Annotated in this window: 7 protein-coding genes; 4 read left to right on the plus strand and 3 right to left on the minus strand. The window is 56.5% G+C overall.

The window, feature by feature from the left end:
* Positions 1 to 90 precede the first annotated feature (90 nt).
* From OZX62_RS09275 to OZX62_RS09285, 3 genes are all read right to left on the minus strand, one after another.
* The gene (locus OZX62_RS09275; protein WP_277175895.1) at positions 91 to 4,146 is read right to left on the minus strand and encodes a BspA family leucine-rich repeat surface protein; all 4,056 of its coding nucleotides are present in this window, start codon (positions 4,144 to 4,146) and stop codon (positions 91 to 93) included.
* A 492-nt stretch (positions 4,147 to 4,638) separates the two neighbouring features.
* Positions 4,639 to 5,976 carry an aspartate aminotransferase family protein gene (locus OZX62_RS09280; RefSeq protein WP_277175896.1) on the minus strand — a complete coding sequence of 446 codons (1,338 nt, stop codon included), beginning with the start codon at positions 5,974 to 5,976 and terminating at the stop codon, positions 4,639 to 4,641.
* A 10-nt stretch (positions 5,977 to 5,986) separates the two neighbouring features.
* Positions 5,987 to 7,420, minus strand: coding sequence for an amino acid permease (locus tag OZX62_RS09285; RefSeq protein WP_277175897.1), 1,434 nt, complete (start codon positions 7,418 to 7,420; stop codon positions 5,987 to 5,989).
* A gap of 539 nt (positions 7,421 to 7,959) precedes the next feature.
* Here OZX62_RS09285 and nrdF point away from each other — a divergent pair.
* The 4 genes from nrdF to OZX62_RS09305 all read left to right on the plus strand — a co-directional run bounded on the left by nrdF (position 7,960) and on the right by OZX62_RS09305 (position 15,635).
* The gene (nrdF, locus tag OZX62_RS09290) at positions 7,960 to 8,979 is read left to right on the plus strand and encodes a class 1b ribonucleoside-diphosphate reductase subunit beta (RefSeq protein WP_277177093.1); all 1,020 of its coding nucleotides are present in this window, start codon (positions 7,960 to 7,962) and stop codon (positions 8,977 to 8,979) included.
* 370 nt (positions 8,980 to 9,349) lie between these two features.
* Positions 9,350 to 12,214 carry a BspA family leucine-rich repeat surface protein gene (locus OZX62_RS09295; RefSeq protein ID WP_277175898.1) on the plus strand — a complete coding sequence of 955 codons (2,865 nt, stop codon included), beginning with the start codon at positions 9,350 to 9,352 and terminating at the stop codon, positions 12,212 to 12,214.
* A gap of 214 nt (positions 12,215 to 12,428) precedes the next feature.
* Positions 12,429 to 13,496 (plus strand): 2,3-butanediol dehydrogenase, encoded by a 1,068-nt coding sequence (locus OZX62_RS09300; RefSeq protein WP_277175899.1) that lies wholly within the window; start codon positions 12,429 to 12,431, stop codon positions 13,494 to 13,496.
* 405 nt (positions 13,497 to 13,901) lie between these two features.
* On the plus strand, positions 13,902 to 15,635 hold the full coding sequence (locus OZX62_RS09305) for an InlB B-repeat-containing protein (protein WP_277175900.1): 1,734 nt from the start codon (positions 13,902 to 13,904) through the stop codon (positions 15,633 to 15,635).
* Positions 15,636 to 15,831 lie beyond the last annotated feature (196 nt).

Consider the following 15,831-nt stretch of genomic DNA (forward strand, 5'->3'; position numbering starts at 1 on the left):
AGATTTGATAACCTGTGGCCCTCAACCTAGTTTGCAACCTATATCAATATCCAAAACAAATTCAGTCGGATTCGATGATTAGCGTCCGCTCTACTCGTTGCCGCGATGCTGCGCGTAGACGATCTGGCTGCGCCTCGTGGCGGCATAGCAGGCAAGTACCGCCAAGACCACCAGCAGAATAATCCACCATGGGAAAGCGGGATGCGTCTGCATGAGGGCCTCCGGCGAAGCCGTCGTCTCTTCCTCGCAGTACACCGTGCTCGGCACCACGTAACCGGAAGCGTCAATCTCATATGACGAGCTGGATTGGTTTCTGGGGACGCAAACCGGCTTCTTCTTCGGCTCACGCTGAGTGCCGCGCTTGCTGTTATTGGCAGTACCTTTTTGCGCTTTGTCATTGCTCTGCGGGGCGGCGGCCTGCGGAGCTACACCCGTCGCTCCCGAGAAGAACCGTTGGCCGGAAGCGCCGGACGAAGGTGCCGGAGACGCAGGAGCCGAAGGCAATCCGGCGTTCCCGCCCGCGTTGCCGCCGCCGTTACCGGGACCAGGATTGCTGGGATTCATCGGAGTGACAGGAGTGCTTGGCTTGCTGGGTTGGCTAGGCGAACTCGGCTTGTTGGGATTTTCCGGCTTGCTAGGCTTGCTGGGCTCACTCGGTTTACTCGGTTTATCGGGCTTGCTTGGGCTGGAAATCTGCCACATGGCCCGCACCACCTGCTCGCCGGCAGGCACCCACATCTTGGTGCCGGGAGCACTGATATTCGCCGCCGTATCGCCATCGCGCAGCCAGCCGACATTGCTGAAACCTTTGGCTTCAAGCGCCTGGGGAGCCACGAACGCCATACCGTGCACGTCGACGGGAGTCGCGGAGCCGTCCACCTTGATCGATTCGCCGTCAGCGCCGTAAAGCTTCTTCGGAGCCATCGCCTTGTCGTCGTAAGAATCCTTCGGTTTGGTGGCGTCGAGGCCGGCGAAATGCACCAGCGCGCCCTGTTCCCAAACGTAGGTCGCCTCGGACTTGTTGGCATTGGCCCGCTGAATCATCGCGGCCGTGGCGCTGCTTCCGGAAGCCCGTCCGCAGCTCGACCACGCCTCGCCCTGCGCCGTATAGCTCGAACCGTCGGGGGCGGTGCAGGCCTGCTCGGCGCTGGCCTTGGCGCTGGCCTCGGCCCATTGGCCGCTATATTGGCTGAAGTCGCGAGTGACGCCACCGGGCTCGACACCGGCGACAAAGTATTCCGGGCGCAGCGTGGTCTTCGGACCCACAGTGAGCTGGCGGAGCTTGGCGGAGAAACGCGGCTGGAAGCCGGTATTCGCCGTCGTGTCCCAACCGGTGAGGTCGAGCGCGGCAACGTTGGCGTCGCGCATCGACATCTCAGCGTTGACTGCGTTGTTGACCTTCCAGCCGGAGAGGTCGAGCTTCATGCCTTCAGGCGCGCCCGCACCGTTGAAGGTGTTGTCGAAGCTCTTGATCTTGCTGGCGTCCCAACCAGAAAGATTCATGGTCTTGAGGCTCGAAGTACCGGCAAATACGTTGTTCAAAGTCGTCGCTTTACTAACGTTCCAGTTCGAAAGATCGAGGCTTTCGAGTCCGGAGTCGCCGGAGAACATGTTGTCGATGCCGTAATTGTAATGGTATGTGGTGTTGTTGCCTTCGTGGACCTCATGCTGGTAATCCGAATGCACCTGGCTCAGGTCCCATCCGCTCAGGTCCAATGACTTGAGCTTCGGGCAATCCTTGAACATGTTGAATGCATTGGCAACGATGGAGGTGTCCCATACCTTGCTTCCGGACTTGTGAGCCATGCTGCCGACGCTCGTCAGCGAGGAATCCCCGCTGAACATGCCATCCATAAGCCAGAGCTTGCTGGTGTCCCAATTGCTGACGTCGACCGACTCAAGCTTCGGATCATTCTGGAACATGTCAGCTGTGGCCTCGTTGTTGTGCGTGTCCCATTTCGAAACGTCCAGCGTCTTGAGGTTCGGCATATTGCTGAACATGTTTTCGGTAGATCGAACACCGCCCATGCTCCAACCGGCGATGGGCAGCGTTTTGGCCGCACAACCATCGAACATGCGATCGACCTTGACGTCCCGGCCGGCGAAATCCCAACCCTTCAACGAGTCAAGATTGACGTCCTTTGCATCCTTGCCAAAGTTCTGGAACGCGTAGCCCGCCTCCTTCAAATGGGAAATGTCCCAGTGGGAAAGATCGATCGTGGAAAGCTTGTAGCAATTCTTAAACATGGCGCTGATGCTGCTCATGGACGCGGTGTTCCACTCCGGAATGCCTTTAATTTCGGTAAGCCTCGAGCAACCGGAAAACATGGAAGACATATTCTCCGCCGAAGAGGTGTCCCAGCCCGAAAGATCGACCGAGGTGAGCTGGCTTGGCATCTTCTTCTCGCTGCCCGTCATCCCGTGGCCGTAGTAGATGCCGATATCCATGGCAAACACATCGGACATGTTCTTGAGGTTCTTCGTGTTCCACGCGTGCAGGTCAAGATCGGTCAACGCCCAATCGTCGCAGAACATGCTATCGATCTTGTTTACGTTGGAAACCTGCAGATTTTCAATTCCGCCGATCGACTTCAGGTTCTGGTTATAGGCGAACATCTGGCTGGCGTCAGTCACGGATTTCATGTTGATCTTATCGACGCCTTTGAGCTGTGTCAACGATTCGGTCGACGGAGACTCGTCCTGATATCCGCGCGCGCCTGAGAAAAGGCCTTTCATCGATGTGACATGCGAAGTGTCCCAAGTGCCGAGGACGCTCACATCCTTGAGGTCTCCGTCCAACGCGAACATCTCGGTCATGTCGTTCAGGCTGCCGAGCTTGAGGTTTTTCACGTCACCAAGGCTTTTCAGGCCGCGCGCATCGTAGAACATACGTGCCATGTTCTTTACCTGCGAAAGGTTCCAGCTTGAAAGCGCCGTGAATTCCGAAACGTACGTCTCGCTGAACATATTGCTCATATCGGTCACCTTTGAGGTATCCCAATTCTTGAGCGCTGCGGTGCTCGTAAGCCAAGGGGTCGAGTAGAACATGGAGCTCATGTCCGTCACCTTGCTGGTATCGAGCTTGCCGATTTGGTCCATGTCGAAGATGTCTTCGACGCGCTGGTAAGCGAACATTCTTGTGCTGTTGGCAGGAAGGGCCGTGTGTTGCGGATCCGTGAAGTTGATCTTGGTTGTGGCCGACATCTGGCTGGTGCCCCACCTGCCCGTGTACCAGGGAGCGTCGGTATAGCTGCCAAGCGTGCCGTCGCCGATAAAGTAGTTATCGCTTTCGGATCCGCCACTCTTAGTGAAGACGTTATTTCTGGTTATCGTGGCACTTCCCCACTTCCGAACGGAGGTCTGTTCACGCCATTCGTCATTACGCGTCATGGAAAAGCCGTTTTTGTTGCCACCGCCGATTTCGGCGACAAGATTTCCGGGCACATCGAAGCGGACGGTATCCAACGTCCCGTCTGCATCCATCATGACCAGGCTCAGCGCCGAACCGTACGGATATTCGTACTTTTTGATGCCATCCTTTTCCAAGGTTACTTGCTTCGGGCTGGCAGAAGTCGTCGTAGCGTCGAAGGAACGATAGGTATAGCTGCCGTCGCTGCGGAACTGGAGCAGCGAACCATCGACCACCTTGAACGTGAATCCACCATCGGCAAAAGTAAGGCTGGCACTCGGCTTGCTTGGCTTCTGGCCGAGCTGCGAAGAACTTGGGCCATGATTGTCGTTCGTAGGCTGAGATGGCTGATTCGTTACGCTCTGAGGCTGAGAATTTATACCGTTTTGGACATCCTGGGGCTGAGAGCTTGCACCCTTTGGGGCATCCGGAGCATGCGGATCCCGCACGCTTGCGGACTCCTTGGACGTTTCGCTCTTCAAACCATTGCCGTTATCTGATTGAGGTTGCGGCTTGGCGTGGGCGGCCGTCTCACCGCTTCCAACTGCCTGCCCATCGTTCTTGGCAGACTTATTTTTCTCCTCCGCTTTCGCATTGGCCTGCTGAGCAGAGGAATTCTGGTCGCTCCCACCCGCACTTGAGTCGCTTGCACTCGCGGAAATAGCGGCGGTTCCGCATAACATGGCCAAAGCGACAACCGAACCAAATACCTTGACTAACTTCTTATTGGTAGCCATTTCTTCTCATTCTCTAGATACACAGACTAATAATTTTAATCCACTATAGTTATTATGTTCTAGACAGAGAGAATTTGCAAATTAGGTATCAAACGATACACTTCATAAAGCGAAATATACATAATAGAACGTTAAGAATAGTAAACCAGACATTATTGTTGTTCTCATGTCGCTAAATGGTGGAAAATTCGCCGTTTTAAGCAATCGCCGAAGTCGATTGTCTGCGGATGGATAAGGTCGGGAATTCTTGTGAAATTTCGCAACTTTGCACGACACGCCATTTCGCCAATTTGGCAATCAGCGAATTTTTTAATAGTGGACCACGATGTTCACTCTGCCACACGGATTTCCGGAAAGAATTTCGAAGATGATTTCGAAAGAGAACCTTCAGAAGAACTTCCGAGCCAGCCGACCCGTCAGAAAAGCCAGACGGGCCGCCGGCCACTGAAAGCCGACAGCCCGTCTGATGTCATTTACTACTGACTTAGCTTATTACCAGCCGATCTTCCCGGCGTCTTCGGGCAGACTCAGCTTACCCTCCGCCAGTTCGGCCAGCGCCTGGTCGAAGGCCTTGAAGGCCTGCTGCAGCTGGTCTTCGGTGATGACCAGCGGCGGCTGGAAGCGCAGGATGTAGCCACAAAGGCTGATGATGATGACGCCCAATTGGTAGAGGCGATAGATCAGCTTGGTCGTAGCCTCCTGGTCGCCCTCCCCGGTTTCCGGGTTGATGATGTCGATGCCGCCGTCGAGACCGTAGAAACGGATGTCGCCGATGAAATCGTATTGTTCACGCTTCTTCTCGAAGTAGGCCTTGACTTCAGGGCCCAGCTTCGCGGAACGCTCGACGAGATGCTCCTGCTCCATGACGTCCAGCGTGGCGTTCGCCGCAGCCGTGGTGACCGGGTTGCCGGCGGTCGTGTAGGTGACGGCCGGGGAACCCAAGGAGTCCATGATCTCCGCGCGCCCGATAATCGCACTCAGCGGCAGACCGGAGGCGATGGACTTGCCGATGGTCATCAGGTCGGGCTCGAGGCCGAAGTTCTGAATCGACCACCATTTGCCGGTACGCCCCATGCCCTGGTTGACCTCATCGATCGCGATGACGATGCCGTGCTCGTGCGCGAACTTCCAGAGGAAGTCCATATACTTTTGCGGCGCCTTGATGATGCCGCCATCGCCCTGAATCGGCTCGATGACGATTGCGGCGACCTCCTCGGCCGGCAGATAGGTCTCGAAGGGCAGCTTGAAGGCGGCGATCATCCGCTCGATGAACTCGTCCTCGCTCTCGTTGGGCAGCCGCTTATGCAAATCGGGATACGGCACCTTCACCACACCCGGGAGCATCGGAGCCATCTTGCGGCTCATATTGAGGCTGACCGACGAAATGGACATCGAGCCGTAGGTGGAGCCATGATAGGCACCCGTGTAGCTGACGATGTACTGACGGCCGGTATAGGCGCGGGAATACTTGATGATCGCGTCGTTGGCGTCCGAGCCGGAATTGCCCCAGGCGACCTTGACAGGCCCGCTCATCGGTGCCAGCTTAGCCAGGCGCTGAGCCAATTCGATCTCAGGGCCGCTGGCGAAATAGGCCGGCGTGTACTGGATCAGGTTTGCTGCCTGCTTTTGGATCGCCTCCACGACGTGGGGGTGGCAATGGCCGGTATTCGTCGCGGACGCACTGGCCAGCAGGTCGATATAGTCACGTCCATCGGCATCGGTCAGCAGGGCACCTTTGGCCTTTTGGATGACGATATCGAAATATTGGATACGCACCGCAGGAGACAGGACCTTGCTCTCCTGGGCCAATAATTGTTGATTGTTATCCAACTTCTCCTCCTTACTTCTTGTTGTTCAAAGCGGAATGTCGCATTCCGTAGCAGAAATACAGAATCAGGCCGAAAATGAACCAGCCCAACGCATAAATCTTCGCGTCGTTGCTCAGCCCGATAAACACGACCAACGAGCCGATGAAAGCCAAGGCGGGCATCACCGGATAGAACGGCATCTTGAAGCCGGGCTCGGCGATATCCTTGCCTTCGCGCTTGCGCAGGCCATAGATACCCAGCGAGACGAACATGAAGGCGATCAGGGTTCCAGCCGAAATCAGCTGGCTTAAGAACGCGAACGGGAAGATGGAACCGATGATCACGGCGAAGACCGTCAGCGCGAGCAAAGCGTTGTTCGGCAGGTGGTTCTCGTTGATCTTGCCCAGCCACTTCGGGAGCAGACCATCACGACCGAAGGAATAAAGCAGACGGGAACCGGCCATCATCATGCCGATCAACGCTGCGAACATGCCCAAGCAAGCCACCGCCTGCACGATGGTGGCGATAATCACGTGGCCGCTCTTGCGCAAGGCCCAACCCACCGGTTCGGCGTTGTTGGCATAGAGCGGATAGTGGAACATACCGACCAGGACCAGCGAGACGGCCGCGAACAACACGACGCCAATCAGCAAGGAACCCATGATTCCCTTAGGCATCGTCTTGGCGGGGTCCTTGGCCTCGGCGGAATTGGCGGCGATGGAATCGAAGCCGATATACGCCAGGAAAATCATCGAGACACCGGCATAGATACCCTGCCAGCCGCCGAAGGCCGACCCGTCAGGATTGAGATGGTACTTGGGAATAAACGGTACGTAATTTTCCGGTTTGATCGCCGTGCAACCAACCACGATGAACAGCAGGATGACGATGACCTTCAACACCACCAGAACGTTCTCGACACGGCTGGTTTGGCTGGCTCCTCGGGAAATCAGGAGCGCCACGGCGAGAATCGCGACCACGGAAACCAGGTCGATGATTCCGCCATCGGTGCCGAAGGGATTGGCCAACATCTTCGGCAGCTTCAAGCCCAAAGGCTCAATCAAACCGCGGAAATTGGCAGACAGGCCCGAACCGACGAAGGCCACGGCGATGAAATATTCCGCCAGCAGGGCCCAGCCGGCGATCCAACCGAAGAACTCACCGAAAATGACGTTGATCCATGAATACGCCGAACCTGCGAACGGCATCGCCGAAGCCATTTCAGCATAGGCGAAGGCCACCAGACCAGCGACGACGCCAGCGGCGATGAAGGAAAGCACCACCGCCGGGCCTGCGTGCTGGGCCGCTACCGTTCCGGGCAGGGTGAAGATAGCCGTGGACAGGACGGTTCCCAAGCCCAGGGCCAGGAAGTCCCGTACGCGCAGGGTACGCTTGAGATGAGCGTCCTTCTGCTCATAGACGCTGGGGTCCTCTTTTCGGAAAATACGTTCCTTAATACTCGCCATACTCACCCTTTCAGTTCCGATAATTTCTGTCCTAATAATTTCTAATGAAACATATGAAATCGTGTTAGAGAGCGCAAGACCTACCGCGCACCTTCGATTCTCTGTTCTCGCACACCAAAGTACTGCGTTCCATCCGGTGTCGCACCATTATTTCGCATAGTGACATAGGCGTTTGGCGGCATTCGGGCCGGTCCGCACGGGTAACGTACAGTCGTCGGTCGGCTTCTCGCACCATCAATGTATGACATGCCCATGTTAGGTACATCACAGCATTGCCCCGCGTGCCGCAAAGCGAAGCTGCAACCTTGCCATTACTATATATAGAGGTATCACATTGCCGAACCACTAGATATAGTGCTGTCACCGTTGGGAAACCAACCGCTCTATGTCAACGGAATACGGGAGAATGAACCCTCCGAAAACGTATTCGCGCGCGGCCGGCCAAAGCAGCAAGCGGATACCGACGAAACTTTAAAAACCAGAACGCCATAAAAGAAGGAACACTCATGACAAACGAGGTCAAACTCGCCGATGACAAGATGATGGCCGATTCGCTGACACCCCCGCAGTGGTCGACGGCCTTCGCAAAGGGCGCGGATCCCAAGTCCCTGCGCATCCGCCCCGTCAACTGGAACAACATCCAGGACGACAAAGACCTCGAGGTATGGAACCGCCTCATCGCCAACTTCTGGCTGCCTGAGAAGGTGCCGCTGTCGAACGACATTCCTTCCTGGCGTTCGATGACCGAGCACGAGCGTCAGACCACCGTGCGCGTCTTCACCGGCCTCACCACGCTCGACACCGAGCAGGCCACCGTCGGCGAGCTCGTTCAGATCCCCGACGCGCTCACGGAACACGAGCAGGCCATCTACACCAACATCGCCTTCATGCAGTCGGTGCACGCCCGCTCCTATTCCTCCATCTTCTCCACCCTCTGCTCCTCCGAGCAGATCGACGAAGCCTACCGCTGGGCCGTGGGAAACGACCTGGTGCAGGAGCGCGTGCGCATCGTCATGGAGCAGTACCAGTCCGATGACCCGCTGAAGCGCAAGGTCGCGGCCGTGATGCTTTCCAGCCTCCTGCTCTACGCGGGCTTCTACCTGCCGCTCTACTTCTCCAGCCGTGCGAAGCTGATGAACACCGCCGACATGATCCGCCTCATCCTTCGCGACAAGGCTATCCACGGCTACTACTCCGGCTACAAGTACCAGCGCCACCTCGAGCATCGCACCGCCGCCGACCAGGAAATGCTCAAGAAGTACACCGACGATTTGCTGAACCAGCTTTACGACCTGGAAGTCAAGTACTCTGATCAGGTCTACGAAGGCTTCGATTTCATCGACGACGTGCAGGCGTTCGTGCGCTATAACGCCAACAAGACGCTGATGAACCTCGGCTACGAGGCCAAGTTCTCCGCCGCCGAGACCAAGGTGAGCCCCGAGATCATCGCCGCGCTCTCGCCTTCCGCCGACGAGAACCACGACTTCTTCTCCGGCTCAGGCTCCTCCTATGTGATCGGCAACGCCGAGGCCACCGACGACGAGGATTGGGACTTCTGATCTAGATTCACTCTTTCTAAACCTCCAAGTTTCACAAAACGCCCAGCCACGTGCCCCGCATGTGTCTGGGCGTTTTGCATTCGGCTTGCTAGGTTATTCACTTATCCCCGATTTGCACTTCATGTTGCTTTTCAAATCAAACTTCACTCCATCCTGCGACGAAAGTCAGAAAAGGCTCAAAAATCCTGATTTTCGTTGTATTTTCAGGCATTTCACCGTAAGATGTCCCGTTCATTTTTCCCAGCGGGAACACTTTTTTCTGCATTGCATTTATATATTACAATAATAATTAGCATATGTTACGAACTGGCCGGCGACGCGGGGAACGTCATCAGCCGGCTGAGCAAGCTAACAACAGGGGAGAGAAATCATGCGTACACCATTGAAGGCAGCCATCGCGATTTTGGCCGCCGCAGCTATGTTGTCCATTCCGTCACTCTCCAACGCTGATGACATTCAGCGCTCACACCCAGAAAACACTCAAAGCCAGATACTTACCACGCCATCAACGCCGGACACAAAGCCGGAAAACCCGGCCCAGCCTCAAACGCCGACCACATCCGCCACCCCGAGTGACGGCAGCACGTCCTCCACGTCTTCTGCGCCAAAGCCGGCCACGCCCCAATCGCAGGCGACCCACTCCCCCGCGCGGGCAACACCGCAGCTGCCCTCCACACAAGACCTCTGCGACACCACCGTCAGAAGCCTAGGACCCAACGTCACCGGGCAACTGACCGACATCGCCGGCGGCTGCCAGCTCAACATCAGTGCAGGCAACGGCGGCGGCACCCTAGACAGCAGGCTGTTCCGTGCTTTCCCGGGTCTAGACACCACCGTCACCAAAATCGCCTTCGTTGGCCCCAACACCACGATGCTTCCCATAAACTGCAGCAATCTGTTTTCCCAACTACCCATCCTGGAAAGCCTCGACTTCAGCGATTTTGCCGATACCAGCGGCGTCACCGACATGAGCAGCATGTTCTACCACTGCACCAAGCTGACAAACCTCGGCCTCGGCAGCAAATTCGACACCAGCAACGTCACCAACATGGATTACATGTTCAGAGAATTACTGGTGCTGCCAAACCTCGACCTCGGCAGCAAATTCGACACCAGCAACGTCGGCATCAATAGATTCAACAGCATGTCCGGCATGTTTTACGACTGCGAAAAGTTGAAAGGCCTCGACCTAGGTAGCAAATTCAACACCCAACGGGTTATGCAGATGGACATCATGTTCAAAGACTGCTATGAGCTGAAAAGCCTCAATCTCGGCAATAAATTCGACACCCGTTGGTGCACCAGCATGGCAGAAATGTTCTCCAACTGCCGCAAGCTGGAAAGCCTGAATCTCGGCAACACGTTCTATACCACCTCGGTCTCGCAGATGTTCAACATGTTCCGCAACTGCTCCAGCCTCACCAGCCTCGACCTCGGCGACCATTTCAACACCAGTAACGCCCAAGCCGTGTACGGGATGTTCGACGGCTGCAAGAGCCTGACCAACCTGAATCTTGGCGACAATTTCGACACTTCGAGCGTAGACGATTATTTTGGCACCTGGGCGATGTTCAAAGACTGCTCCAGCCTGACCAGCCTCGATCTCGGCGACAAATTCGAGATCGGCCAACTCGGCACCTACAACTTGTTCAACGTGCCCAATCATTACGGCACAGCCGAGATGTTCTCCGGAGACACCAACCTGACCAACCTGAACCTCGGCGACCATTTCGACACCAGCCACGTCCCCAACATGGCGATGATGTTCAAAGACTGCTCCAGCCTCACCAATCTGAGCCTGGGTAGCAAGTTCAACACCAGCAGCGCTCTGAGCATGGAGGAAATGTTCGCCGGGGACACCAACCTGACCAACCTCGACCTCAGCGGCTTCGACACCAGCATGGTCAACGGGGATAGTCCCGTTAAGACCCAGCTTCCGCTCGATAACTTTGATGAAGATTATGAGGCAACAAGCCCCATCATTACTTACGACATCGAGGGCATGTTCGCCGGAGACACCAAGCTGACCAACCTCGACCTCAGCGGCTTCGACACCAACCACGTCCCCGGCATGGCAAACATGTTCAAAGACTGCTCCAGCCTCACCAATCTGGACCTTGGCGTCAAGTTCAACACCGGCGCGGTCACCGATATGAGCGACATGTTAAGCGGCTGCGACAAGTTGAAGCAATTTGAAATCGGAAAAGACACAAAGCTCGCGTCCACCGTCGACCTGCCGGCCGCAAATTGGGTGCAGCTCGAGGTGCCCGGCACGGACTCGGCCCACGTCAACAAGGCTGGCGTCATCCATTACACGCAGGTCAGCTTGGAAACCCGGACGAACAGCCCGGACACGGCGAGGGTGGGCACCTACGTGCGTATCGCCAACCCCAACAAGCTCACACTCGAGCCGGCCACCACGCTGCCCCACGGCACCAGCGTCATCAACAATACGCCCATCATCCAGTACTCCGAAGTGGCCAAGGGCACCGATGTACCCGTCCGCGACTACAACGGCGCCGAGCTTGCAGATCCCATTGCCAGCCTTGTCGCCCTCGATGGAACCAGCACGATTCCCGACAACCCGTTTACCATCAGCGGCTGCCCCGAAGCCGGCTGCACGTTCAAAAGCTGGGCCAAGAAGTCCAATGGCACCGGCACCACGTATCAGCCCGGAGATCAGATTGACCTGTCTCACGGCGATATCACGCTCTACGCGACCTGGAAAGTCAACAAGCCCAAGCCTTCGAAGCCATCTACGTCGCCATCCGCCACGCAGAATCACAACAGCGCAACGACAGCAACCACACCGGGCCGCGGCGTTGCCACCGAAATCGCGCCTGCGATTCCGAGTTCCGCATCTCCGGTCACCTTCTCAGCCGCTTCACCGGTGGCAGCACCCATCGTCGGTGCCCTCGCCGCCGCGAATCCCGGAGCCGCCGCGAACCAAGCTGGTCGAGATACCAACAGCACTCCGTCCCAGCGCCCTGCAACCCCTAAGAAGATCAACCCGAAGTGCCAGGCGATAGCGTGGCGCACCGGCGACATCCACCCTGCGGCTTACCGGTGCAACTCCGACGAACAGACCACATCCTTCGCCCCGGACGCGACGCGGCAGGCTCCGCTCTGGATCTTCCTGCTGCTCCTGTTGATAACTTTGTTCGCGTTCTATGCCCTCAGCCGCCGCGATGAATTCGACATCGTCCGTCACCGTGCCATGCAAGCCGAAGAATAGACCAATGGCAAGTTGACACGCTGAAGCCCGCATCGTATAAAACCGGTGCGGGCTTCTCATTTATCCATTCAATACCCGAAAATCAATGTCGTAATCACTTGCGATGATAGATATGTTAGCGTTAACGTAATACTAGCTATATCAATTGTCATATTTTGTATAATACAAATATGGCGAAGGCAACAAGGCCTTCGTAAAGACAAAGGAGTAGACAATGAAAGCTGTTCGCATTTACGGTCAAGATGATGTGCGCGTCGAAGATGTCGCCATTGCCGATCCCAAGCCGGATCAGGTGCAAATCAAGGTAAAGTTCTGCGGCATCTGCGGCTCCGACCTTCACGCCTATTCGGAAGGCTGGGGTCTGCCCACGCAGCCGCATCCGCTCACCGGCAAGACCGTCCCGATCACCCTGGGCCATGAGTTCTCCGGTGAGGTCGTCAAGGTCGGCAGCGCAGTCACCGACCTCAAGGTGGGAGACGGCATCGCCGTCGAGCCGCTGCTGGCCTGCGGCAAGTGCGCCAACTGCCGCGCCGGCAACTACAACTTCTGCGACAACGTGGTGGCCGAAGACGGCGCTGGCAACTTCCTGGGCTTCTCGGAAGACGGCGGCATGGCCGAGTACGCCAACATCGACGACGTGTTCGCTCACAAGCTGCCCGAAGGCATGGATTACGACCTCGGCGCACTGTGCGAACCGGTTTCCGTCTCCTATGAAGGCATCAAGAAGGTCGGCCTGCGCGAGGGCCAGACCGTCGCGGTGATGGGCGCCGGCCCGATTGGCCTGACCACCGCGCTGCTCGCCCGCATCGCCGGCGCGAACCGCGTCTACATCTCCGACGTTTCCGAAGTGCGTCTGGCCAAGGCCCGCGAGCTCGGCTTCACCGACGTGCTCAACCCGGCCAAGCAGGACGTCAACGCGGTCATCCGCGCCGACTACCCGAACGGCGTGGATGTCACTTTCGAGTGCGCCGGCGTACAAGCCACGTTCGACACCGCGCTCAAGGTCACTCGCCGCACCGGCAAGATCCAGATCGTCGCGCTGTTCGGCAAGCCCGTCTCCGTCAACTTCACCGATGACGTGATCATGCAAGGCATCGATATCTACTCGACGCTGTGCTACCAGAACAGCTTCGACACCGTGCTCGGCATCATTAACGCCCATCAGGACCAGTTCAAGCCGGTCATCACCAAGAAGGTCGGCCTCGACGACGCTATCGAAGGCATCAAGGGCCTGGCCACCGACAAGAGCCAGGTCAAGGTGATGATCTCCCCGGAGCTCTAAACCCTCAATCCGGCCAAAAGGTCGGTCGATACGAAATTGAAATTGGCGAAAATAGCCATTCTTGATCTCGTATCGACCGACTTTTTTGTTATCCGATGTGCGCCGAACCTGAACCCACAAATTTGAACCAGAATCTCAACGGCCCTATACCAATTCAAATCCGTATGCCACCGACAGTAAATCATCGCTGAAAGCGAAATTGTGCAACAATAATTAATTGGTAATAAATTTTCGGCAAATTCAAGAAAAATCACTTTTTGATAGAAAATAATTCATCAAAAATGTATTATATTATGATAATTATTAACTTATTGTGTTATGCTAACTTTTGTGCACGCCGACAAAGCATATTGTACACCCTCAAGCGTGCTGTACGAACGCCCCTATAGAGAGAAGAGGAGAGCAGTGAATAAGCATACATCATCATTACGGCACTCACCAACAGCTCCAGGCAGGCGTAGCCTGCTGACCGTGGCCGCAGCAGGTCTAGCGGCCTTGGCAATGCTGGCACCAACGAGCGCACAAGCCATCGAGCCGCGCACCTGCACACCGGGCACCAGCAGCATCGCAAGCTGCTTCCCGGACCCGAACCTGGCGAGCACCGTTGCGGCGAAAGTCGGCAAGAGCACTACCGCCACCTTCACCACGGCCGATCAGAACGCCATCACCAGCCTGACCCACAACGTGCCAGTCAGTTCACCGGCAGGAATCCTGGACCTTGAGGGAATCCAGAACCTGCCCAATTTGAAAAATCTGGAGTTGGCCGGCAACAACCTCGATACGCTTGCCCCGTTGACTGGTATGACCCAGCTGACTTCGTTGAACATCGATGGGAATATGGTTGGAGATCTTGCCCCTCTTACCGGCATGACCCACTTGACATTCCTGAGCCTGCGCCACAACTCCGTAAACAGCTTGGCGCCGCTCAGCGGGCTCACGTCACTGAACACCCTCATCATCGACCAGAACCACATCATGGATCTGACCCCGCTGGTCAACCTTCCTATCACGCATTTCTCGGCCTTCAACGAGCAGTTTGACATCGACACGCCTCTGCCCGTGAACGCTACCACCGGGACTTTGAAATCGGTCAAAGACGCCAATGGCCACTGGATCGAACCGAGCTATTATCTCCCGAATACCGGTCATACCTACAACAGCTCCACCGGCGACGTCACCTGGACCGGCCTGACCCCCCACACCACGGAAATTTCCATGATGTTCAACCATGACGTCACCATCAATGGCATAACTTTCCGCTATACCGGCACTACCAACCGTCTCAAGGACACCGCGAACTGGGACGTGACGTTTGATGCCAACGGCGGCTCCTTCACCATCTCCGGTAACCAGTTCAACCAGTCGAGGCAAGAAGTCCTGGATGGCGACAAAGCCCACGAACCCAACCCGGCGCCGACCCGCCCCGGATACACGTTCGAAGGTTGGGCCTCGGATGCCGCCGGCAACAACGCTTTTGACCTGAACAACACGCCCATCACCGGCAACAAGACCGTCTACGCCAAGTGGAAGGTCAGCCACTATACGGTGCACTTCGATTCCAACGGCGGCAGCGCAGTGCCGGACCAGACGAATCTGACCTACAACAGCCACGCTACGAAGCCTAGCGAGCCGACCAAGCCTGGTTACGATTTCGAAGGCTGGGAGACGATTGACGGCAACGGCAACCACGCTGACTTCGACTTCAGCACCTCGATCACCGGCAACACCGTCCTGCACGCCAAGTGGAAGGCACACCAGAACACCGTGCACTTCGACACCGGCGGCGGCAGCACTCTGCCGGATCAGACCGTGACTTCGGGCAACACCATCGACAACAGCAAGAAGCCCACCAAGCCCGGTCAGCACTTCGACGGCTGGCAAATCGATGACGGCCATGGCCATCTCGTCGATTTCAACCCCTCCACCCCGATCACCGGCAACGTCACCCTGCACGCCAAGTGGAGCACTCCGGGTGCCAACGGCGCCAACGGTAATGGCGTCAACAACGGCAAGAAGGGCGCGGGACAGCTGGCCGAAACCGGCAGCGTCGTAATCCCCATCGCCGTTGCAGCGGCGGTCCTCCTGCTTGCAGGTGCCGCAATCACCGTCGTGGTTCGCACCAAGAAGCACAAGGCATAAAGCAAAGTAACCGCAAACCCAACGAAACGCCCCGGCAGTAGCCACGCTTTCCAATGTCCCTACCACCTGAAAGCACGAGCCACTGCCGAGGCGTTTTGGTATATAGCGACATCACGAGTCGCAAAATATAACCTACGTCACACTTTGTAAACACATTACGATATTCTTAATCATATTGTATTAATTTGTAGCACTG

This window comes from Bifidobacterium sp. ESL0690, assembly GCF_029392315.1.
Classification (GTDB): Bacteria; Actinomycetota; Actinomycetes; order Actinomycetales; family Bifidobacteriaceae; genus Bifidobacterium.

What these genes read in the sequence shown, in the direction of transcription:
- nrdF (WP_277177093.1), top strand. Translation starts at nt 7,960, where the DNA reads ATGATGGCCGATTCGCTGACACCCCCGCAGTGGTCGACGGCCTTCGCA.
- OZX62_RS09295 (WP_277175898.1), top strand. Translation starts at nt 9,350, where the DNA reads ATGCGTACACCATTGAAGGCAGCCATCGCGATTTTGGCCGCCGCAGCT.
- OZX62_RS09285 (WP_277175897.1), bottom strand. Translation starts at nt 7,420, where the DNA reads ATGGCGAGTATTAAGGAACGTATTTTCCGAAAAGAGGACCCCAGCGTC.
- OZX62_RS09275 (WP_277175895.1), bottom strand. Translation starts at nt 4,146, where the DNA reads ATGGCTACCAATAAGAAGTTAGTCAAGGTATTTGGTTCGGTTGTCGCT.
- OZX62_RS09300 (WP_277175899.1), top strand. Translation starts at nt 12,429, where the DNA reads ATGAAAGCTGTTCGCATTTACGGTCAAGATGATGTGCGCGTCGAAGAT.